Genomic DNA, 21064 nt, shown 5'->3' on the forward strand with positions numbered 1-21064 from the left:
AGTGGCGTGGCGCACTTTTGCAAGCAGGCGCTTGCAAAAGTTAGCAAGGGTGCTGCACCATCGACGCATGGCATCGCTCAACGTCGGCAATCTCGGTGAGTACCTGCGCGAACAGCGGCGCACCGCGCAGCTGTCGTTGCGGCAGCTCGCCGACGCCGCCGGGGTGTCCAATCCGTATCTGAGCCAGATCGAGCGCGGGCTGCGCAAGCCGAGCGCCGAGGTCCTGCAGCAGGTCGCCAAGGCCCTGCGGATCTCCGCCGAGACGCTGTACGTGCGGGCCGGGATCCTCGACGAGAAGGAGCGGGACGAGCTGGAGACGCGCGCCGTCATCCTGGCCGACCCCTCCATCAACGAGCGCCAGAAGCAGGTGCTGCTGCAGATCTACGAGTCGTTCCGCAAGGAGAACGGCTTCGAGACCTCGTCGTACGCGGATCAGGACGCCGCCGGTGCCGCCGGTGACCCCGGTGACGCCGGGGAAGAGCACCGAGCCGCCGACGGCACGTGATGCCCACCAGAAGCACACCCTCAAGTGACAAGCTGACGCGAATCCGGGAGGACCATCGTCATGGCCATCACCGATGACCTGCGCAAGACCCTCAAGAACCCCACGCCCGCGTACTTCGTCGCCGGGTCCGCGGACCTCGCGTTCCAGCAGGCGAAGAAGGTGCCAGGACTGGTCGAGCAGCTGATCGCCGAGGCGCCGGCCCGTATCGACGCGGTGCGCAACACCGACCCCAAGGCCGTGCAGGACAAGGCCGCCGCCCGCGCCAAGGAGGCGCAGGAAGCCCTCCAGGCGAAGGTCACCGAGGTCCTCGGCACGTTCGACGCCGACCTGAAGAAGCTCGGCGAGACCGCTCAGGACCTCGCGCTGCGCAGCGTCGGCGTGGCCGCCGAGCTCGCGGTCAAGGCGCGCGAGCGGTACGACGAGGTCGCCGAGCACGGTGAGCAGGCCGTGAAGTCCTGGCGCGGCGAGGCCGCCGAGGAGATCCTCGACCTGGCCGAGACGGTCGAGCCCGACGCGGAGCCGGAGACCCCGGAGAACGGGGAGGCCGCCGCCCCCAAGATCGGTCGGCAGTCGGCCGCGCCGGCCGCGCCGGCCGGGCCGCAGGCCGTGGCCGCCGCCCCGGCGAAGAAGCCCGTCGCGAAGAAGACCACGACGCGCAAGACGGCGGCGAAGAAGACCACGCCGCCCGCCGAGTAGTCATTCGTCATTCGTCGTGTGAGCGGGGCGGGCACTCCCGAGGTGCCCGCCCCGTTGACGGGGTAGCGGGTACCGTGGCCGCGTAATCGAAGAGCCGAGACTGGTGGTGGACGTTGTGCTGATGCAAGGGTTCGCGAACTTCATGTGGCTGCTGTCGCTGGCCCTGATCGTCTTCAGCGGATTCGCGCTCATCGACGCCGCCGTCCGGCGCGAGGACGCCTATCGCGCGGCGGACAAGAAGACCAAGCCGTTCTGGCTGATCATTCTCGGCATCGCCTTCGTGGTGAACCTGCTCTTCCCGATCCTCTCGTTCCTGCCGATCATCGGGCTCGTCGCCACCATCGTGTACATGGTCGACGTACGCCCCGCGATCCAGCAGATCACCGGCGGCGGCCGGGGCGGCCGCCGTGGCGGCTCCAGCAGCGACGGCCCGTACGGTCCCTACAACGGTGGCCGGTAGTCGGTAGCGGGGTCGGCCGGGGGGCGACCGGGGCCGGTCTCTCACCGTCCGCCCGTCCGCCGCAGGAGCGGTCCCTCACCGTCCGCCGGGTGACCGGTCCAGGAGCAGTACCGCCACGTCGTCCGTCAGATCCCCGCCGTTGAGGTCGCGCACCTCGTTCACGGCGGCCTCAAGGAGCTCGTCGCCCCGCAGTCCCTCGGCGATCTGGCGGCGGACCATCTCCACCATGCCGTCCTGCCCAAGACGCTGGTTCCCCTGGCCGATGCGGCCCTCGATCAGGCCGTCCGTGTAGAGCATCAGGCTCCACGCGCCGCCCAGCTCCACCTGGCGGCGCGGCCAGCGGGCCCGCGGCAGGAGGCCGAGCGCCGGGCCGCCGTCCTCGTACGGAAGCAGCTCGGCGAGGCGGCCCTCGCGCGCGATCAGCGGCGCCGGGTGCCCGGCGAGGCACAGTCCGGCCCGGCGGCCGTCGGGCGCGATGTCGACCGTGCAGAGCGTCGCGAAGATCTCGTCGTCCGCGCGCTCGTGCTCCAGGACCTTCTGCAGCGTGGACAGCAGCTCGTCGCCGCACAGGCCCGCGAAGGTCAGCGCGCGCCAGGCGATCCGCAGCTCCACGCCGAGCGCGGCCTCGTCGGGTCCGTGGCCGCAGACGTCGCCGATCATGACGTGCACGGACCCGTCGGGGGTGCGCACGGTGTCGTAGAAGTCGCCGCCGAGCAGCGCGCGGGAGCGGCCGGGCCGGTAGCGTGCGGCGAAGCGCAGCGGGGAGCCGTCCAGGAGCGGTGTGGGCAGCAGACCGCGCTCCAGACGGGCGTTCTCCTGCGCGTGCAGCCGCGACTCGGTCAGCTGGCGCTGGGCGACGTCGGCGCGCTTGCGCTCCACCGCGTACCGGATGGTGCGGCTCAGGAGCCGCCCGTCCAGCTCGTCCCGGAAGAGATAGTCCTGGGCGCCGACCCGTACCGCCTCCGCGCCGCGCTCGGAGTCGTCGTCCCCGGTGAGCGCGAGGACGGCGTGCCGGGGGGCGAGGCGCAGCACGTGCTGGAGCGCGACGAGCTCGTCCTCGTCGCTCTCCGCGGTGCCCGGCGCGGGCAGGGCCAGGTCGAGCAGGATGCAGTGCACGTCGTCCGTGAGCAGCCGCTCGGCCTCGGTGAGGTTGCGGGCGGTGCGGATGCGGATGGGCTTGCCCACGGAGTCGAGGAGCTCGGGGACGCTCAGGGAGCCGGCCGGGTCGTCCTCGATCACCAGCAGGGTCAGGCCGGAGCCGTTGCTGTTGCTGGTGCCGTTGCCCTGGTCGGCCGCGGGGCGGTCGTGGGCGGGGTCCGGTGTCGTCGGGTCGTGGGCGGGCGCCCGTGTGGCGTCGTGGGCGGGTGCCGCCGTGTCGTACGGGGGCGCCGGATGAGCCTGACCGCCTTCCGCGGCCGGGATCGCTCTCTGCCGCGGTATGGGTACGGGCATCGCTACGTTTCCTTCCCTCCCCCCGAGGGCGTGGTGCCGCGCAGGTCGACGCAGCACCGACGGGGACCATAGCGGTAGCCGCGCCTCCATTGGAATGCCGCGCGGCAAACGGCCACCGTCATATGCCGCATCCAGGAACGCAATTGGGCACGGCGGGCTCCCACCGGGGATGACGAACATCACGCCGTGCGGGTTGAGCGCGGCGGGGTTGGGTGGAGTGGGTCACATGAACGTGGCGTCCGTGGGGGCGGGGTGTGTCCCGGCCGGTAGGTGGGGGGGGGTGCCCCTGCTCGTTCCTCTGCCGGTATGTGTGTGGGGACGCGTGTCCCGGCCGGTGCCACCTGGCCGCTACTTGTCCGGGCGTACGACTCCGAGGATCTGCATCGAGCCCGCACCCGTGATCGTCACGTTCCGGCCCGGCCGGGGTGCGTGCACGATCGCGCCGTCGCCCAGGTACATCCCGACGTGGCTCGCGTCCGAGTGGTAGATGATCAGGTCGCCGGGGCGCATGTTCTTCACGTCCACGTGCGGCAGCTGCTTCCACTGTTCCTGCGACGTCCGCGGAATGCCGCGGCCCGCGGCCGACCAGGCCTTCGAGGTGAGCCCCGAGCAGTCGTACGACCCCGGGCCCTCGGCGCCCCACACGTACGGCTTGCCGATCTGCGCGGTCGCGAACTCGATGGCCTTCCTGCCCTGGGGCGACGCCTTGCCGTCGATGTCCTTCAGGACACCCGAACTCACCCACGCGGACTGCTTCTTGAGGGCGGCGGCCTCCTCCAGCTTGCGCAGCCGGTCCCGCTCCTTCTTCTCCAGCGTCGACTCGATCTTCTCGGCGGCCGCGATCTTCTTCTTGATCTTCTTCTTCGACGCGGCCTTCGCCTTGCGGTTGGCTTCCAGCTTCTTCCAGCGGGCGGTGGCGTCCTTGGCGTAGATCCGCAGGTCGTCCTGTGTCCGCTCCAGCTCGGTCAGCATGCCCTTGGTGGCCTTCTCGCCCTGCCGCATGCGTCCGGCGCCGTCCAGGAACTGGCCCGGGTCCTCGCTGAGCATCAGCTGGGCCTCGTCCGGCATGCCGCCGCCGCGGTACTGCGCGCGGGCCGCGGCGCCCGCGCGGGCCTGCAGCTTCTTGAGCTTCGCCTGGCCGTCGGCGATGTCCTTGGCCAGCTTCACGATCTGCTCGGACTGCTTGTCGGCCTTCTCCTCGGCGGCGTTGTACGCATCCGTGGCCACGCCCGCGTCGTGGTAGAGATCGTCGATCTCCTTGCGGACCTGCTCAAGTGACGTGTCGGTGCGGGGAGTCGGGCTGGCCGGCGGCTTCGCCGGACGCGCGAAGGCCGTCCCCGGTGCGGCCAGCACCGTCGCCGCGCAGATCAGCGCCACGGCCGTCGCCGTCGAGTATCGCTTGCCAGTCACGCCCCGCCACCCCCAAAGCTGATTTACCGTCAGTAACATTCGGTTCGCCACCGGGATGGTGCCACGTCGGAGCCCGATAGGACAGAGCCCGGCGGTCACTTGGATCCCTCTGTCCGCCCCGTGTGACGAACGGCACGCGGAGATCGTTCCCCGCTGGTCACGAGGGGGCGTGGGGGTGGCGTGGGCGTGCGGGGGCGTGAAATCGGGTGGTGTGCGCGCCGGGTGGCGGGGCGTCAGTAGCGGGGCCAGGGGGCGGGGCGTCAGGGGTACGGCGTCAGGGGTGGTGCGTGGCTCGGCTCGGGGTTGCTACACGGCCCGGCTCGGGGTCGCCGTGCGGCCCGGCTCAGGGGCGCCTAGGTGCCAACGCCTCCCACCGCACCGTGACTTCCCCCTGCCGCCACCGCGCCACCCCGTCGGCCACCGGCCAGTCGGCGGTCAGGTCCCGGACCGCCCTGATCCACCGCTGCCGGGCCCCGTACGAGGCGTACGGCGCCGCGGCCGCCCAGGCCCGGTCGAAGTCCCGTAGGAACGCGTGCACGGGTTCACCCGGCACGTTCCGGTGGATCAGCGCCTTCGGCAGCCGCTCGGCGAGGTCGGAGGGCTGCTCCAGGGAGCCGAGTCGCGTCGCGAAGGTCACCGTGCGCGGCCCCTCCGGCCCGAGCGCGACCCAGACGTGGCGGCGACCGATCTCGTCGCAGGTCCCCTCGACGAGCAGCCCGCCGGGGGAGAGGCGGGCGCGCAGCCGCTCCCAGACGTCGGCCACCTGCTCCTCGTCGTACTGCCGCAGGACGTTCGCGGCCCGGATCAGGACGGGGGAGGCGCCCGGCAGCGGCACCTCGAAGCCGCCGTGCCGGAAGGAGAGGCCCTCGCGCGCGTACGGGGCGGCCGCCGAGACCCGCGCCGGGTCGATCTCGATGCCGACCACGCGCGCGTGCGGCGCGACGGTGCGCAGCCTGAGGAGGAGTTCGACCGCGGTCCAGGGGGAGGCGCCGTAGCCGAGGTCGACGGCGACGGGGTCCGGGGAGCGGCGCAGCGCGGCGCCGTGCGTGGCGGCGATCCAGCGATCCATGCGGCGCAGCCGGTTCGGGTTAGTGGTCCCGCGCGTCACCGTTCCCACGGGGCGGGAAGCGGAGGTACGTGGGGCCATGGGAGAAGGGTATGCGGGGGCAACGGTTGAGAATTCCACGTAATGCTTTGGCAAAAAGGGGCGGGGTGGAAATGGAGCAGCGACCTCCGGTGTTCTCCCTGCGGAGGACCGTACGCCCTCTGTGTTGTCATGCCCGTACGCAAGGAGGACCGCCACGTGAGCCAGTACGTGTCCAGGCTCGGGCGTCGCTCCCCGGCGGCCCCCTCCAGGCTCCGCATTCCCGGTGCTCCCCGGCGTCCGCGCCGCGTGGCCATGCTCAGCGTGCACACCTCGCCCCTGCACCAGCCCGGCACCGGCGACGCGGGCGGCATGAACGTCTACATCGTCGAGCTCGCCAAGCGCCTCGCCGCGATCAACGTAGAGGTCGAGATCTTCACGCGCGCCACCACCGGCGGGCTCCCGTCCACCGTCGAGATGGCGCCCGGCGTCCTCGTGCGGCACGTCGACGCGGGCCCCTACGAAGGGCTCGCCAAGGAAGAGCTGCCTGCCCAGCTCTGCGCCTTCACCCACGGCGTGATGCAGGCGTGGGCGGGCCACCGCCCCGGCTACTACGACCTGGTCCACTCCCACTACTGGCTGTCGGGCCACGTCGGCTGGCTCGCCGCCGAACGCTGGGGCGTCCCCCTCGTCCACGCCATGCACACCATGGCGAAGGTCAAGAACGCGGCGCTCGCCGCGGGCGACACCCCCGAGCCCGCCGCCCGCGTCATAGGCGAGACCCAGATAGTCCGCGCCGCCGACCGCCTCATCGCCAACACCGCCGAAGAGGCCGACGAGCTCGTACGGCACTACGAGGCCGAGCCCGGCAAGGTCGCTGTCGTCCACCCCGGCGTGAACCTCGAACGGTTCCGCCCCGCCGACGGGCGCGCGGCTGCCCGGCACCGCCTGGGCCTGCCGCAGAACGCCCTCGTGCCGCTCTTCGCGGGCCGCATCCAGCCCCTGAAGGCCCCGGACCTGCTGCTCCGCGCGGTCGCCGTGCTCCTGGACGAGCGGCCCGCCCTGCGCTCGAACATCGTCGTCCCCATCGTCGGCGGCCCGAGCGGCAGCGGTCTGGCGAAGCCCGAAGGGCTGCAGAAGCTGGCCGCGAAGCTGGGGATCGCGGACGTCGTCCGCTTTCAGCCGCCGGTCGGCCAGGAGCAGTTGGCGGACTGGTTCAGGGCGGCCTCCGTCCTGGTCATGCCCTCCTACAGCGAGTCCTTCGGCCTCGTCGCCATCGAGGCGCAGGCCGCGGGCACGCCGGTCCTCGCGGCCTCGGTGGGCGGCCTGCCCGTCGCCGTGCGCGACGGCGAGACCGGCTTCCTGATCTCCGGCCACGAACCGGCCCACTACGCGCGCGTGCTGCGCGATTTCGCCGACCACCCCCACCTCGTGGACCGGATGGGGGAGGCCGCGGCCCGGCACGCCCAGTCCTTCGGCTGGGACACGGCGGCGAACGCCACGGCGGACGTCTACACCGCCGCCATGCACGATTTCCGGCGTCACGTACGCTCGCACCATGGCTGAGCAGGCAGACACCGCGACGATCATCGAGCGGACCCTGGACGACGCCGAGCTCGAGTGGGAGGCGCCGGAGCCCGGCTCGTACGTGGTGAAGCTGCCGGGCACGCGGAAGCTCTCGACCACGCTCTCGTTGCGGGTCGGCAAGCACTCCCTCTCCCTGAACGCGTTCGTGATCCGGCACCCCGACGAGAACCACGAAGCGGTCCATCGCTGGCTCCTGGAGCGCAACCTCCGCCTCTACGGCGTCAGTTACGCGATCGACTCGCTCGGCGACATCTACCTCGCCGGCAAGCTGCCGCTCTCCGCGGTCACCCCCGCCGAACTGGACCGCCTCCTCGGAGCGGTCCTCTCCGCATCGGACGACTCCTTCAACACGCTCCTCGAACTCGGGTTCGCTTCGGCGATCCGCAAGGAGTACGAGTGGCGGGTCTCCCGGGGGGAGTCGACGCGGAACCTGGATGCGTTCACGCATCTGATTGGGCGGGTGGGACCGGGGTCGGGGTCGGGGCAGGGGCCAGGGTCGGGGTCGAGCTCGGGGGAGTGAGGGGGGCTGGCGTTCCCCGCCGCTCCGCGGCGGCTACCCGCACCGGCACGACCGGCACCTCCGAAACCACCGGCACCTCCGAAACCACCGGCACCCGAACTTCCCCCGCGACCTTCCCCACGACTTCTTCCTCTTCCTCCTTCTCCCCCTCCGCAAGCCCCCGCATCAGCCCCCAGTACCCCAGCGCCGCCCCCGTCCCGAGCACCGCGCACGCCCCCCACAGCCACTCCGCCCCGAACCGGTCGATCATCGTGCCGGACATCAGCGGAGCGACGAGCGCGGCGACGGACCACGACATCGTGTACATGCCCTGGTAGCGCCCGCGTCCGTGGGTGGGCGAGAGCCGGACGACCAGACCGGTCTGGGTCGGCGCGTTGACGATCTCGGCGAGCGTCCACACGCACACCGTGAGCGCGAAGACACCGACCGACCCGGCGAAGGCGGTGAGCCCGAACCCGTACCCGGCGAGGACCGAGGAGATCACCAACAGCCGCCGCGCGTCCCGGTGTTCGATGAACCGGGTGACGGGGATCTGCAGGGCGACGATCAGTACGCCGTTCACGGCGATGACGATGCCGTAGTCGGCGGGCGTGAACCCGGCCGCGCCCATGGCGACCGGCAGACCCACCGACCCCTGCTGGAAGATCAGCGCGAGGAGGAACGACAGTCCGACGACGCCCATGAACCGCCCGTCCCGCAGGACGGTCCCGAGTCCGGCCTCCGGCTCGGACTCCTTCTCCAGGGCGGTGCGCACGGGCCGTGACTCCGGCAGCTTCATGAAGACGACGATCGCGCAGACCATGGTCATGGCGGCCTCGATGAGGAAACCGGCGCGGTAGCTGTACGAGGCGATGAACCCGGCGCCGGCCGAGGAGACGGCGAACCCGAGGTTGATGGCCCAGTAGTTGAGGGAGAACGCCCGCACCCGGTCCTCGGGGCGCACGATGTCGGCCATCATCGCCTGCACGGCGGGGCGGGAGGCGTTGCTCGCCATGCCCACCAGGAAGGCGACGCCGGCGATGGCGACGGGGTGCTGCACGAAGCCGAGCACCGCCACCGACACGGCGGTCGACGCCTGGGCGATCAGCAGGGTGGGCCGCCGCCCGAGCCGGTCGGCCATGACCCCCGCGCCCAGCGAGGAGACGACGCCGCCGAGCCCGTGGAGGGCGGCGACGAGCCCCGCGTACGAGGCGGAGTAGCCACGCTCCAGGGTGAGGTACAGGGCCATGAAGGTGGCGACGAAGGCGCCGAGGCGGTTGACCAGGGTGCTCGTCCACAGCCACCAGAACGCTCGGGGCAGACCCGAGACGCTCTCGCTGACGGCGCGTCTCACGGCGGTGAACGGCATAGGGATCCCCCGAAAATGTGTAAGTGGCTCATGCGGCACTCGCACATTACGATTCCGGGTCCGGGACGGCCACTCAATTGACGGTAGCCGTCAACTGTTCCCCCCTGCCGTCGCACCCATCCCAGCGCCCGCACCCATCCCAGCGCCCGCGCCCATCCCGGCGCCCCGCGCCCGTCCTCGCGCCCGCGCGCGCGAGGCTCCCCGCGGTTCGATTACGCTCAGAGGCATGGCCGACGCACCGTACAAGCTGATCCTCCTCCGCCACGGCGAGAGCGAATGGAACGCGAAGAACCTGTTCACCGGCTGGGTGGACGTCAACCTCAACGAGAAGGGCGAGAAGGAGGCGGTCCGCGGCGGTGAGCTGCTGAAGGACGCCGGCCTGCTCCCCGACGTGGTCCACACGTCGCTCCAGAAGCGCGCGATCCGCACGGCCCAGCTGGCGCTGGAGTCCGCCGACCGCCACTGGATCCCGGTCCACCGCAGCTGGCGCCTGAACGAGCGCCACTACGGCGCGCTCCAGGGCAAGGACAAGGCCCAGACCCTCGCCGAGTTCGGCGAGGAGCAGTTCATGCTGTGGCGCCGCTCGTACGACACCCCGCCGCCGGCGCTCGACCGCGAAGCGGAGTACTCGCAGTTCTCCGACCCCCGCTACGCGACGCTCCCGCCGGAGCTGCGCCCCCAGACGGAGTGCCTCAAGGACGTCGTCGTCCGGATGCTCCCGTACTGGTTCGACGGCATCGTCCCGGACCTCCTGACGGGCCGGACGGTCCTGGTCGCGGCCCACGGCAACAGCCTCCGCGCCCTGGTCAAGCACCTCGACGGCATCTCCGACGCCGACATCGCGGGCCTGAACATCCCGACCGGCATCCCGCTCTCGTACGAACTGGACGCCGACTTCAAGCCGGTGAAGGCCGGGGGCACGTACCTCGACCCCGAGGCGGCGAAGGCGGCCATCGAGGCGGTCAAGAACCAGGGCAAGAAGAAGTAACAGCGACACCTTGAGCCCCCGGCCCGCGCTTTGCTCCTGGGCCGGGGGCTTACGTGTGGGCACGGGCCGCCCTCTGGGCCGCTGCCAGCGGGACCGGTGCGCGCTCAGGAGGGCGGCCAGTGGTCTTCGACGCAGAGGGGGCGGCGCGCATCGCAGTCACGTGGGGAGCCGCCAGGCCCAAGAGAGCGGGTGCCACGGAGTGGAAGCCGTATTCGTGACCACCGGCCTGCTCGAAGACGCCGCCTACCCCGACGCCTGGCACCGCTCATCGCTCACCGCGTGCCCGAGCCTCCGCCGTGCCCCGACCCCGACCCCGCAGTCGAATCCGAGATCCCCTGGGCCAGGTCCGTGACGACGTTCTGGATGCCCTGGCCGAAGTCCGTCGGGGCCACCAGGATGCCGAAGACCAGGACCACGGACATGGTCAGGAACGTGTCCGTCTTGGTACGGGGCGCCACTCGTCTGCGCAGGAGCACGACGATGACGACAGCCAGCAGAACCGCGAGGTCGATCGACAGCACCACTTGGCCAGCCCTCCCGTCAGGAGCCAAAGACCCGGACATTCCTGTGTAGCCCGAACTCCCGCGTCGTGGCTGCCCGGTCACCCGTAGTTGGCAGCAAAGCACTCATCCAAGGCTGAATCGGCTCGGGGCCCGAGGGAGGCTCAAGGGGAACTCATGGGGCCAGCCACGTTCCCGTCCAGAGCCCCGGATCTCCGCGTAGTCCACCCAGGCCCAGAAGGCCTCGGAGTCGGCGATGTCGTGGTAGAGCAGGACCGCCTTGTCACGGGCCGGCCGTGCGGCTCGGCTCTTCGTGTTCTTCCTGCTCCACTGCTTCTTCTTGGGCATGGCTGATGTTCGCCCGTGGGATGCGCCCCGCAGGCAGGTTCGAAACATTCGAGACAGGCGACCGAGGTTGACGATGAGTTGACGATGGTGCGGGGACGCGCCCCGGCCCCGCCCCCGCAACTCGCCGCGCGCGCGTGCGCCGTTGATGCGCCCCGCCCGCATGGGCATGCAATGGGCAACAGGCAGTACGTCGTACGCCTTCGAGGAGGAGACCATGGCCGAGTGCCCTATGCGCGAAACCGTCCCCGAGCAGCCGGTCGGCACGCCTGGGCTGTCCGCCCTCGTACTTCTGGGTCTGGGTGACTGCAGCTGCGGCCCCGGCTGCGGCTGCGGATGCCAGTCCGGCGGTCCCTGCCAGTGCGGGGGCGGCTGCGGCTGACTGATGGACCGACCGGCAGGAGAACGGATACGGCTGTGCCCCGCGCGACGACCTGACGACGTCGGGCGGGGCACAGCCGTCTAGGGCACGGTCAGGTGGGGCACGATCGGGTAGGGCACAGTCGGATGGGGCGACGGACGGGAGTCCTACGCCCCGCCCTCGACCTGCGCCGGCCCCGTCGCCTGGATCTCGTCCGCGTGCTCGCCCGTGACCAGGTACACGACCCGCTTCGCGACCGACACCGCGTGGTCCGCGAAGCGCTCGTAGTAGCGGCCGAGGAGCGTCACGTCGACGGCCGTCTCGATGCCGTGCTTCCAGCGGTCGTCCATCAGGTGCTGGAAGAGCGTGCGGTGCAGGTGGTCCATCTCGTCGTCGTCCTGCTCCAGCTGGAGCGCGAGGTCGACGTCCTTGGTGATGATGACCTCCGCCGCCTTCGCCATCAGGCGCTGCGCGAGCTGACCCATCTCCAGGATCGTGGCGTGCAGGTCCCGCGGCACCGCCGAGTCCGGGAAGCGGAGCCTCGCCAGCTTCGCGACGTGCTGGGCGAGGTCGCCCGAGCGTTCCAGGTCGGCGCTCATGCGCAGCGAGGTGACGACGATGCGCAGATCGGTGGCGACCGGCTGCTGGCGCGCGAGCAGGGCTATCGCGCGGGCCTCCAGGTCGTGCTGCAGATCGTCGACCTTCTGGTCGGCGGCGATCACGCTCTCGGCCATCTTCAGGTCGGCGTCGAGCATGGCCGTCGTGGCGCGCCCGATCGCGGACCCGACGAGGCGGGCCATCTCGACCAGGCTGTCGCCGATCGAGTCAAGTTCCTCGTGGTACGCGTCCCGCATGTGGCTGTCCCTCTCTAGTACGTCTCAGGGGGCTGGCCCCTACGCTCCCACGGTGCGGGCCTGACGCGTCCGTTTCCGGCACCCCACATGAATCACCACCGTCATCAAGGTGAACTGTGGGCGACGGGGGGCGGCGACCCCGCCCGTACCCGCCGTGGCCCGGCCGGGGGAAGTGAACCAGCACCGTCCCCACGGTGAACTCTGGGCGACGAGTGTTCGAGGCGGCACCCGTTTGGCTGTGGGCGACACCGAACCGGCGCATAACCTGGAGACATGGACGTGAACGCGGCGGTCGCCGCAGCGGCAGCGATCGCCGGGGTGTGCACCGGTGTCATCGCCATGCTGGCGTTCCGATGGAGCGAGCGCGACCAGAAACGCCCCACCCGGACCTCCCTGCACACCGACCCCGTACTCCCGCCGGGCGTGGACACGGTGCTCTCCGTGCTGCGCTCCTCCGCTGTCGTCCTCGACGAGGCCGACAGCGTGGTCAAGGCCAGCTCGGCGGCGTACGCACTCGGGCTCGTGCGCGGCGGGAAGCTCGCCGTCGAGCCGATGCTGCAGATGGCCCGCGACACCCGCCGCGACGGGGAGATACGCCAGGTCGAGCTGGACCTGCCCCGGCGCGGCACCGGCCGCGGCGAGGCGCTCGCGGTCTCCGCGCGGGTGGCGCCGCTCGGCTCGCGCCTTGTGCTGCTCCTGGTCGAGGACCTCACGGAGGCCCGCCGCATCGAGGCCGTCCGCCGTGACTTCGTCGCGAACGTCAGCCATGAGCTGAAGACCCCCGTGGGCGCCCTCAGCCTCCTCTCCGAAGCCGTCATGGACGCCTCCGACGACCCCGAGGCCGTCGAGCGCTTCGCGGGCCGCATGCAGATCGAGGCGACCCGTCTGACCAGCCTCGTCCAGGAGCTCATCGACCTCTCCCGGGTGCAGAACGACGACCCCTTGGAGGACGCCGAACCCGTCCGTGTCGACGAACTGGTGGCGGAGGCCATCGACCGCAGCCGTCACCAGGCCTCCCACAAGCAGATCACCATGGCCGCGGGCGGCACCGCCGAGCTGCAGATCTGGGGCAACCGCGGCCAGCTCGCGGCGGCCCTCGGCAACCTCGTGGAGAACGCCGTGAACTACAGTCCGGCCCGCACCCGCGTGGGCATATCCGCCCGCCGGATCACCGCACCCGGAGGCGGGGGCACCTCCCAGGCTTCCGGCTCCGGGGGACTCATCGAGGTCGCGGTCACCGACCAGGGCATCGGCATCTCCGACAAGGACAAGGAGCGCATCTTCGAGCGCTTCTACCGCGTCGACCCGGCCCGCTCCCGGGCCACCGGCGGCACCGGCCTCGGCCTCGCCATCGTCAAGCACGTGGCCGCCTCGCACGGCGGGGAAGTCACGGTATGGAGCTCCGAGGGACAGGGCTCCACCTTCACCCTGCGGCTGCCCGAGGCGGCCGCGCCCCGCGACCGCGGAACCGGTCACGGCGGCGGTCTCAGCGAAGAGACCACCCCGCCCGGCGAGTCAGCCGAGACCACTTCGTACGAACCCATTCCTGCCCCGGAGGTCCTTCCGTGACCCGAGTGCTCGTCGTTGAGGACGAGGAATCCTTCAGCGACGCTCTGTCCTACATGCTCCGCAAGGAGGGCTTCGAAGTCGCCATCGCGGCGACGGGCCCGGACGGACTCGACGAATTCGAGCGCAACGGCGCCGACCTCGTCCTGCTCGACCTGATGCTGCCCGGCCTGCCCGGCACCGAGGTCTGCCGCCAGCTGCGCAGCCGTTCCAACGTCCCGGTGATCATGGTCACCGCCAAGGACAGCGAGATCGACAAGGTGGTGGGCCTGGAGATAGGGGCCGACGACTACGTCACCAAGCCCTTCTCCTCGCGGGAACTGGTCGCCCGCATCCGCGCGGTGCTTCGCCGCCGCGGCGAGCCGGAGGAGGTCGCCCCGCAGGCCCTGGAGGCCGGTCCGGTCCGCATGGACGTGGACCGCCACGTGGTGACGGTCTCCGGTTCCAAGGTCGACCTGCCCCTGAAGGAGTTCGACCTCCTGGAGATGCTCCTGCGCAACGCGGGCCGCGTCCTCACCCGCATGCAGCTCATCGACCGCGTCTGGGGCGCGGACTACGTGGGGGACACCAAGACCCTCGACGTCCACGTCAAGCGCCTGCGCGCCAAGATCGAGCCGGACCCGGGGGCGCCGCGCTATCTGGTGACGGTCCGCGGCCTGGGCTACAAGTTCGAGCCGTAAACCGCCGCACCGGGCTCACACCACGGCCCGGGAACGGCATGAAGGGCGGGAACCCCGGTCGGGGTTCCCGCCCTTCATGTCTGTCGTGCTGTCTGTCGTGCTGTGTGCCGTGCCGAATCGCGTACGTGGATCAGTGCTCGGCGCCGGCGTCGGCACCGTTACCGGTGTCCGTGCCCTCGCCCGCACCGGCGTCGTGCGACGCGGAGCCCGACGGGTTCGTCCGGGCGCCGTCGGCGGGCTCGCCCGACTGCTTGGAGCCCGGTCCTTCGGTCGCCTTGTGGGACGGGTCGGCGGAGCCACCCGGCGCCGGCTCACCGGACTTGATGGGCTTCTCCGGCTTCTCGTCCGGCGACTGCGGGACCTCGGTCGGGCCCCACTTGCTGAAGTAGCTGTTCGCGGGGACGACGAACGCTTCCATCTTCACGTCGCCGGTCTTGCCGAAGGAGAAGGTCACCGGCTGCGCGTTGCCGTCCTTGACGGACTCGCGGCTCGCGGACAGGACGGCCGAGGCGTTGTCCTTGCCGCCGATGACGACGGAGCCGCCGGCCGGGATGGTCAGCGGACCGTTCGGCTTGGAGGCCTTGTCGTCCTTGCCCGGCGTGAGCTTGGCCTTCTTCGACGTGCCGTCGACCGCGATGGCGTTCAGGGTCTCGGGCTTGTCGCCGGTGTTGAAGATCGTCGCGGAGACCGCGGCCGGGCCCTTGGACTCGGGGTCCGGCTGCGTGATGACCATGGCGTTCTGGATCTTGATGTCGCCGACGGAGGTCGCGGCGTTGTCCGGCTTGACCTCCATCGTCTGAGCGTTGTTGCCTGCGGCGCACGCGGAGAGCGACGCAAGCGAGAACGCGATGGCGGTGGCGGCGAGGGCGCCGCGTCGAAGGCTGCGGCTCACGGCGGCGGCAACTCCTTGAACGTGGGCGGTACAGGACGGTCGGGCGACCGTACAGCCGCCCTAAGGGTGTGTCAGCGCGCTTAGGTTACCGAGCCGTTCCCGCGCCACCGCACCCGACCCGCCCCTTAGAGCCTCCGGTGCGTCGCGGGGGACCCTGAGCCCCGCCGGACGCCCCGCGCCTCGCCCGCCACGAAGTCCCCGCGGTCACCATTCGTATAAGCGTCGCCAAGGGCTCCCGCACCCCGTCCTGCGGATTTCCGGTAAGGAATGCAGGGGGCGCCGGAAAATTGATCACCCAGTCACTTGATCAATTCAGGAATCGCGTCGGACGGCGCTCGGCACACCTCTGCGGCACACCTCTGCGACCTCCGAACGGAGTATCGGAAGTTCACCGCTTGGAACCGCGCAAACCGGGACGTTCGGCCGTCCCGGACGCTCTTCGGGGGCACGTAACGGGCGCGTTTCCGGCTCCCCGGAGAGCCGCTCCGACCTGCGAATACCCCGTTCCGAGGCCCCTCCGCAGCACGTTCCTGTTGCTGTTGTCAAGCCCCGAGATATGCCCTGACCTGCGAAAACGCCATTCAGAAGAGGCGATTCTCGTGTTAGGATGGATAGCCACGGAAGGGGTACCTGTCACATGACGTTCAAGGTTGGCGACACCGTGGTCTATCCCCATCACGGGGCCGCGCTGATCGAGGCTATCGAAACTCGCCAGATCAAAGGCGTGGACAAGACCTACTTGGTGCTGAAGGTCGCCCAGGGCGACCTGACGGTACGTGTGCCAGCGGACAATGCGGAGTTCGTCGGTGTGCGTGATGTGGTCGGGCAGGACGGCCTCGACCGGGTCTTCGAAGTACTGCGCGCGCCGTACGCCGAAGAGCCCACGAACTGGTCGCGTCGCTACAAGGCAAATCTCGAGAAGCTCGCCTCCGGCGATGTCATCAAGGTCGCGGAAGTCGTACGTGACCTGTGGCGTCGCGAGCGGGAGCGTGGACTGTCGGCCGGCGAGAAGCGCATGCTCGCCAAGGCCCGCCAGATCCTGGTGAGCGAGCTCGCCCTCGCGGAGAACACGAACGAGGACAAGGCCGAGGCCCTGCTGGACGAGGTCCTCGCGTCCTGACGCGGACGGCCCGAGGCTCCTGCCTCGGCGGTTCCGCGCTGAATCGGCGCAGCAATGCCGCGGTGCCCGCTGACCCTTTTGGGAGTCGCCGGGCGCTGCGGCATGTTCGTACCCGGACATGTTCGTACCCGGAATCAGATCAGCTCGAATCAGAATCAGCTCTTGGCCAGAACTGGCTTTTCGTCATCCAGGCTCGTCATCCAGGCGGACGTGGTGAGGCGACCCGCAGGGCCGTGTTCGCTGTGCCGGGCCCGGGCAGCTGGCTCGACCAGATGTCACGGAAGGGTCCGGTCGAGGCTCGCGCCCGGCACTCCCCCGAGCTCTCGTTCTCACTCGAGCAGGGGGCACGCCCAGGCCATACCCACGTCGGTCGAGCACACAAACCTGAACGGAACCGATGTCTAGCGAATCCCGTACCGCGGTGGTCATTCCCGCGGCTGGGCGGGGCGTGCGCCTCGGCCCCGGCGCCCCCAAAGCGCTTCGCGCGCTGAACGGCACCCCGATGCTCATCCACGCGGTGCGCGCCATGGCGGAGTCCCGCGCCGTCTCTCTCGTCGTCGTGGTGGCACCGCCGGACGGCGCCCCCGAGGTCAAGACCCTCCTCGACGACCACGCGCTGCCCGAGCGGACCGACTTCCTCGTCGTGCCCGGCGGGGAGAGCCGCCAGGAGTCCGTGCGGGCCGGCCTCGATGCGCTGCCGCCCGGCTTCGACATCGTGCTCGTGCACGACGCGGCCCGCCCCCTCGTGCCCGTCGACACGGTCGACGGCGTCATCGCGGCCGTACGCGACGGAGCGCCCGCCGTGGTCCCCGCGCTGCCGCTGACCGACACCGTCAAGCAGGTCGAGCCGGCCGCCGAGCCGGGCGGGCCCGAGCCTGTCGTGGCCACGCCCGAGCGTGCGCGGCTGCGTGCCGTGCAGACCCCGCAGGGCTTCGACCGGGACACGCTCGTACGCGCCCACGAGAGCGTCACCGAGAACGTCACGGACGACGCGAGCATGGTCGAGCAGCTCGGCCTGCCCGTCGTCGTCGTGCCTGGTCACGAGGAGGCCTTCAAGGTGACGCGCCCCCTGGACCTCGTGCTCGCCGAGGCCGTTCTCGCCCGCAGGAGGGCCAACGATGGCTTCTGAGACACCCGCGCCGGTTCCCGCGCCCGTGCCCGTGCTGCCGCAGGTCGGCATCGGCACCGACATCCACGCCTTCGAAGAGGGCCGCGAGCTGTGGTGCGCGGGCCTGAAGTGGGAGGACCAGGGCCCGGGGCTCGCCGGGCACTCCGACGCCGACGTCGTCGCGCACGCCGCCTGCAACGCGCTGTTCTCCGCGGCGGGCCTCGGCGACCTCGGCGCGCACTTCGGCACCGGCCGCCCGGAGTGGTCCGGCGCCTCCGGCCTGACGCTGCTCACCGAGGCCGCCCGCATCGTCCGGGACGCGGGCTTCACCGTCGGCAACGTCGCCGTGCAGGTCATCGGGGACCGCCCGAAGATCGGCAAGCGCAGGGACGAGGCGCAGAAGGTGCTCTCCGAAGCGGTGGGCGCCCCCGTGTCCGTCTCCGGGGCCACCACCGACGGCCTCGGGTTCCCGGGCCGCGGCGACGGGCTGGCGGCGATCGCCACCGCGTTGGTCGTACGTACGTCGTCCTGAAGGGGCAACGGGGTAGTCGTATGCCTTGTACGGGGTGAAAAGCCCCGTACAAGGCATACGACTACCCCTCCCACGAAGGAGTGAGATTCATGTCCGCCGCACTGTCCGACCAGCTCAAGGCGCTGCTCGACACCCCTGTCTTCATCACCGTCGCGACCATCCAGCCCGACGGCAGCCCCCAGGTGTCGCCGGTCTGGGTGAAGCGGGACGGGGACGAGGTGCTGTTCTCGACCACCGTCGACCGCCGCAAGGAGAAGAACCTGCGGCGTGATCCGCGGGTGACGGTGCTGGTCCAGCCGTTCGACGCCCCCTACACGTACGCGGAGATCCGGGGCACGGCGACGATGACGACGGAGGGCGGGCAGGAGCTCATCGACGAGTTGTCGGTGAAGTACACCGGGAAGAAGTACGCCGAGTTCAACCCGGGCTCGAAGGACGACACGCAGCGGGTCGTCGTCAGGGTGTCCGCGCGCAAGGTCGTCGGCAGCATCTGAGGGACGCCGCGTGGCGGGTGACGTCACAGTTCGGTGCCCTGTGGCCCAAGGGGGCACAGGGCACTGCCCCACGACCACTACCCTGGAGTGGTGACGATTCGCCTGTACGACACCAGCGCCCGGCAGATCCGTGACTTCAGCCCCCTCAATGACGGCTGCGTCTCGATCTACCTCTGTGGTGCCACGGTCCAGGCGGCCCCGCACATCGGGCACATCCGCTCGGGCCTGAACTTCGACATCATGCGCCGCTGGTTCGCCTATCGCGGCTACGACGTGACGTTCGTGCGGAACGTGACCGACATCGACGACAAGATCATCAAGAAGTCGGCCGAGCAGGACCGCCCCTGGTGGTCGATCGGGTACGAGAACGAGCGCGCCTTCAACAGCGGATACGACGCGCTCGGCTGCCTGCCGCCCACGTACGAGCCGCGGGCGACCGGCCACGTCACCGAGATGGTCGAGATGATGCGCGGCCTCATCGAGCGCGGCCACGCGTACGAGGCGGACGGCAGCGTCTACTTCGACGTGCGCTCCTGGCCCCAGTACCTGGAGCTCTCCAACCAGGACATCGACGACCTGCGCCAGCCCGACGAGGGCGTCTCGGGCAAGCGCGACCCGCGTGACTTCGCCATGTGGAAGGCGGTCAAGCCGGGCGAGCCCGCCTGGGAGACCCCCTTCGGCCTCGGCCGCCCCGGCTGGCACCTGGAGTGCTCGGCCATGGCCCACAAGTACCTGGGCCGCGAGTTCGACATCCACGGCGGCGGGATCGACCTGATCTTCCCGCACCACGAGAACGAGATCGCCCAGGCCAAGGCCTTCGGCGACGCGTTCGCGCGGTACTGGGTGCACAACGGCTGGGTGACCATCGCGGGCGAGAAGATGGCCAAGTCCCTCGGGAACTCGGTCCTCGTCAGCGAGATGGTCAAGCAGTGGCGGCCCATCGTCCTGCGCTACTACCTGGGCACCCCGCACTACCGCTCGATGATCGAGTACAGCCCGGAGGCCCTGCGCGAGGCCGAGTCCGCGTTCGCCCGCATCGAGGGCTTCGTGCAGCGCGTGGTGGAGAAGGCCGGCGGGATCGTCGAGCCCGCGGCCCAGGTGCCGCCCGCGTTCGCCGACGCCATGGACGACGACATGGGCGTCCCGCAGGCGCTCGCCATCGTGCACACCACGGTCCGCCAGGGCAACAGCGCGCTGGCCGCCGACGACAAGGAAGCCGCCGTGGCGCGCCTCGCCGAGGTGCGGGCCATGCTCGGCGTCCTCGGCCTCGACCCGCTCGACCCGCACTGGGACGGCGGGGACAGCGACCGGGGCGACGACCTGCACGGCGTGGTCGACACCCTGGTGCGCCTGGTCCTCGACCAGCGCGAGGCCGCCCGCGGCCGCAAGGACTGGGCCACCGCCGACGCCATCCGCGACCAGCTGAACCAGTCGGGCCTGGTCATCGAGGACAGCCCGTCAGGCCCCCGCTGGACGCTCGGTCCGCGCTGACCGGCACCGCTGATGTGCCGCCCGGCGTTTCGGGCGGCACACTTCATAGACGTACACCCGTGCGCGTACGCACGTACGCGCCCACGCATCACAACAGACAGGTAGGTCATGGCCGCTAACAACCGCCGCATGTCCGGCAAGAAGGGCGCGCAGGTCGGCAGCGGCGGCAATCGGCGCCGCGGCCTCGAGGGCAAGGGTCCGACGCCGCCCGCCGAGGCGCGCAAGGGGCATGTGAAGAACCGCATCGCCAACGCCAAGGCCAAGAAGGCGTCCGGCCGCCGCCCCGCGCCCAAGGGGCGCGGCGGCAAGGGCACCTCCGAGATGGTCGTCGGCCGCAACCCGGTCTTCGAGGCGCTGCGCGACGGCGTGCCCGCCTCCACGCTCTACGTCCAGCAGTTCATCGACAACGACGAGCGGGTCCGCGAGGCACTGCAGCTCGCGGCCGAGCGCGGCGGCATCCACCTCATGGAGGCGCCGCGGCCCGAGCTGGACCGCATGACGAACGGCCTGAACCACCAGGGCCTCGTCCTGCAGGTCCCGCCGTACGAGTACGCGCACCCCGAGGACCTCGCCGCCGCCGCGTACGACGAGGGCCAGGACCCGCTGATCGTCGCGCTCGACGGCGTGACGGACCCGCGCAACCTCGGTGCCGTCGTCCGCTCCGTCTCCGCCTTCGGCGGCCACGGCGTCCTCGTCCCCGAGCGGCGCGCCGCCGGTATGACGGCCGGCGCGTGGAAGTCGTCCGCGGGCACCGCCGCCCGGACGCCGGTCGCCCGGTGCACCAACCTGACGCGCGCCCTTGAGGCGTACAAGAAGGCGGGAATCGCCGTCGTCGGTCTCGCCGCCGACGGGGAGCACGAGGTCGGTGATCTCCAGGCGCTCAGCGGCCCGGTCGTCGTGGTCGTCGGCAGCGAGGGCAAGGGCCTGTCCCGCCTGGTCGGGGAGACCTGCGACTTCCGGGTGCGCATTCCGATGCCGGGTGGCGCGGAGTCCCTGAACGCCGGTGTGGCCGCGGGCATCGTGCTGTACGAGGCCTCGCGCCGACGGAGGGTCTGATCGTTCGGGATGTCC

Annotated in this window: 21 protein-coding genes; 14 read left to right on the plus strand and 7 right to left on the minus strand. The window is 70.8% G+C overall.

Going from position 1 to position 21064, the window contains the following annotated elements; genetic code table 11:
* The first annotated feature begins 67 nt into the window (after positions 1-67).
* The 3 genes from ACFVYL_RS09345 to ACFVYL_RS09355 all read left to right on the plus strand — a co-directional run bounded on the left by ACFVYL_RS09345 (position 68) and on the right by ACFVYL_RS09355 (position 1661).
* A complete protein-coding gene (locus tag ACFVYL_RS09345; protein ID WP_389714073.1) occupies positions 68-505 on the plus strand; it encodes a helix-turn-helix domain-containing protein in 438 nt (145 codons plus the stop codon).
* A gap of 60 nt (positions 506-565) precedes the next feature.
* Positions 566-1201 (plus strand): hypothetical protein, encoded by a 636-nt coding sequence (locus ACFVYL_RS09350; RefSeq protein ID WP_389714075.1) that lies wholly within the window; start codon positions 566-568, stop codon positions 1199-1201.
* Between the two features lie 121 nt (positions 1202-1322).
* A complete protein-coding gene (locus ACFVYL_RS09355; protein WP_361721631.1) occupies positions 1323-1661 on the plus strand; it encodes a DUF2516 family protein in 339 nt (112 codons plus the stop codon).
* A gap of 75 nt (positions 1662-1736) precedes the next feature.
* On the opposite strand, the gene ACFVYL_RS09360 is transcribed toward ACFVYL_RS09355, so the two are convergent.
* The 3 genes from ACFVYL_RS09360 to ACFVYL_RS09370 form a co-directional block, all read right to left on the minus strand.
* A complete protein-coding gene (locus ACFVYL_RS09360; protein WP_389714077.1) occupies positions 1737-3113 on the minus strand; it encodes a PP2C family protein-serine/threonine phosphatase in 1377 nt (458 codons plus the stop codon).
* 348 nt (positions 3114-3461) lie between these two features.
* A complete protein-coding gene (locus tag ACFVYL_RS09365; protein WP_389714079.1) occupies positions 3462-4562 on the minus strand; it encodes a C40 family peptidase in 1101 nt (366 codons plus the stop codon).
* A 304-nt stretch (positions 4563-4866) separates the two neighbouring features.
* Positions 4867-5670 (minus strand): class I SAM-dependent methyltransferase, encoded by an 804-nt coding sequence (locus tag ACFVYL_RS09370; protein ID WP_389714081.1) that lies wholly within the window; start codon positions 5668-5670, stop codon positions 4867-4869.
* 156 nt (positions 5671-5826) lie between these two features.
* Between ACFVYL_RS09370 and mshA the strand changes: the two genes are divergently transcribed.
* Positions 5827-7173: a D-inositol-3-phosphate glycosyltransferase gene (mshA, locus tag ACFVYL_RS09375; protein WP_389714082.1), complete on the plus strand. Its 1347-nt coding sequence runs from the start codon at positions 5827-5829 to the stop codon at positions 7171-7173.
* Positions 7166-7714 carry a YbjN domain-containing protein gene (locus ACFVYL_RS09380; RefSeq protein ID WP_389714083.1) on the plus strand — a complete coding sequence of 183 codons (549 nt, stop codon included), beginning with the start codon at positions 7166-7168 and terminating at the stop codon, positions 7712-7714. The genes mshA and ACFVYL_RS09380 overlap by 8 nt, the downstream gene beginning before the upstream one ends.
* Here the strand turns inward: ACFVYL_RS09380 and ACFVYL_RS09385 are convergent.
* Positions 7635-9062, minus strand: a complete 1428-nt coding sequence (locus ACFVYL_RS09385) for an MDR family MFS transporter (RefSeq protein WP_389714085.1) — start codon at positions 9060-9062, stop codon at positions 7635-7637. The two genes, ACFVYL_RS09380 and ACFVYL_RS09385, sit on opposite strands and share 80 nt — an antisense overlap.
* 226 nt (positions 9063-9288) lie before the next feature.
* Between ACFVYL_RS09385 and ACFVYL_RS09390 the strand changes: the two genes are divergently transcribed.
* Positions 9289-10050, plus strand: coding sequence for a phosphoglyceromutase (locus tag ACFVYL_RS09390; RefSeq protein WP_389714086.1), 762 nt, complete (start codon positions 9289-9291; stop codon positions 10048-10050).
* A gap of 272 nt (positions 10051-10322) precedes the next feature.
* Here ACFVYL_RS09390 and ACFVYL_RS09395 read toward each other — a convergent pair whose 3' ends face one another.
* On the minus strand, positions 10323-10574 hold the full coding sequence (locus tag ACFVYL_RS09395; protein ID WP_389714088.1) for a hypothetical protein: 252 nt from the start codon (positions 10572-10574) through the stop codon (positions 10323-10325).
* A gap of 849 nt (positions 10575-11423) precedes the next feature.
* Positions 11424-12110: a phosphate signaling complex protein PhoU gene (gene phoU, locus ACFVYL_RS09400; RefSeq protein WP_389714090.1), complete on the minus strand. Its 687-nt coding sequence runs from the start codon at positions 12108-12110 to the stop codon at positions 11424-11426.
* Positions 12111-12383: 273 nt separating this feature from the next.
* Here phoU and ACFVYL_RS09405 point away from each other — a divergent pair, with 273 nt between their 5' ends.
* Positions 12384-13679 carry a sensor histidine kinase gene (locus ACFVYL_RS09405; RefSeq protein ID WP_389714092.1) on the plus strand — a complete coding sequence of 432 codons (1296 nt, stop codon included), beginning with the start codon at positions 12384-12386 and terminating at the stop codon, positions 13677-13679.
* On the plus strand, positions 13676-14356 hold the full coding sequence (locus ACFVYL_RS09410; RefSeq protein ID WP_030362171.1) for a response regulator transcription factor: 681 nt from the start codon (positions 13676-13678) through the stop codon (positions 14354-14356). The genes ACFVYL_RS09405 and ACFVYL_RS09410 overlap by 4 nt, the downstream gene beginning before the upstream one ends.
* Before the next feature lie 130 nt (positions 14357-14486).
* On the opposite strand, the gene ACFVYL_RS09415 is transcribed toward ACFVYL_RS09410, so the two are convergent.
* Positions 14487-15248: a copper chaperone PCu(A)C gene (locus ACFVYL_RS09415; protein WP_389714094.1), complete on the minus strand. Its 762-nt coding sequence runs from the start codon at positions 15246-15248 to the stop codon at positions 14487-14489.
* 637 nt (positions 15249-15885) lie between these two features.
* Between ACFVYL_RS09415 and ACFVYL_RS09420 the strand changes: the two genes are divergently transcribed.
* The 6 genes from ACFVYL_RS09420 to rlmB all read left to right on the plus strand — a co-directional run bounded on the left by ACFVYL_RS09420 (position 15886) and on the right by rlmB (position 21049).
* The gene (locus ACFVYL_RS09420) at positions 15886-16368 is read left to right on the plus strand and encodes a CarD family transcriptional regulator (RefSeq protein WP_003953493.1); all 483 of its coding nucleotides are present in this window, start codon (positions 15886-15888) and stop codon (positions 16366-16368) included.
* Between the two features lie 397 nt (positions 16369-16765).
* Entirely contained in the window at positions 16766-17497 is a 732-nt protein-coding gene (gene ispD / locus ACFVYL_RS09425) for a 2-C-methyl-D-erythritol 4-phosphate cytidylyltransferase (RefSeq protein ID WP_389714096.1), read from the plus strand.
* Positions 17487-18008, plus strand: coding sequence for a 2-C-methyl-D-erythritol 2,4-cyclodiphosphate synthase (ispF, locus tag ACFVYL_RS09430; RefSeq protein ID WP_389714097.1), 522 nt, complete (start codon positions 17487-17489; stop codon positions 18006-18008). The genes ispD and ispF overlap by 11 nt, the downstream gene beginning before the upstream one ends.
* Positions 18009-18097: 89 nt before the next feature.
* On the plus strand, positions 18098-18502 hold the full coding sequence (locus ACFVYL_RS09435) for a PPOX class F420-dependent oxidoreductase (RefSeq protein WP_389714098.1): 405 nt from the start codon (positions 18098-18100) through the stop codon (positions 18500-18502).
* 90 nt (positions 18503-18592) lie between these two features.
* Positions 18593-19993 carry a cysteine--tRNA ligase gene (cysS, locus tag ACFVYL_RS09440; RefSeq protein WP_389714099.1) on the plus strand — a complete coding sequence of 467 codons (1401 nt, stop codon included), beginning with the start codon at positions 18593-18595 and terminating at the stop codon, positions 19991-19993.
* Positions 19994-20101: 108 nt separating this feature from the next.
* On the plus strand, positions 20102-21049 hold the full coding sequence (gene rlmB, locus ACFVYL_RS09445; protein ID WP_389714101.1) for a 23S rRNA (guanosine(2251)-2'-O)-methyltransferase RlmB: 948 nt from the start codon (positions 20102-20104) through the stop codon (positions 21047-21049).
* Positions 21050-21064: the final 15 nt, after the last annotated feature.

It is taken from the genome of Streptomyces sp. NPDC058308, assembly GCF_042880275.1.
GTDB lineage: Bacteria > Actinomycetota > Actinomycetes > Streptomycetales > Streptomycetaceae > Streptomyces.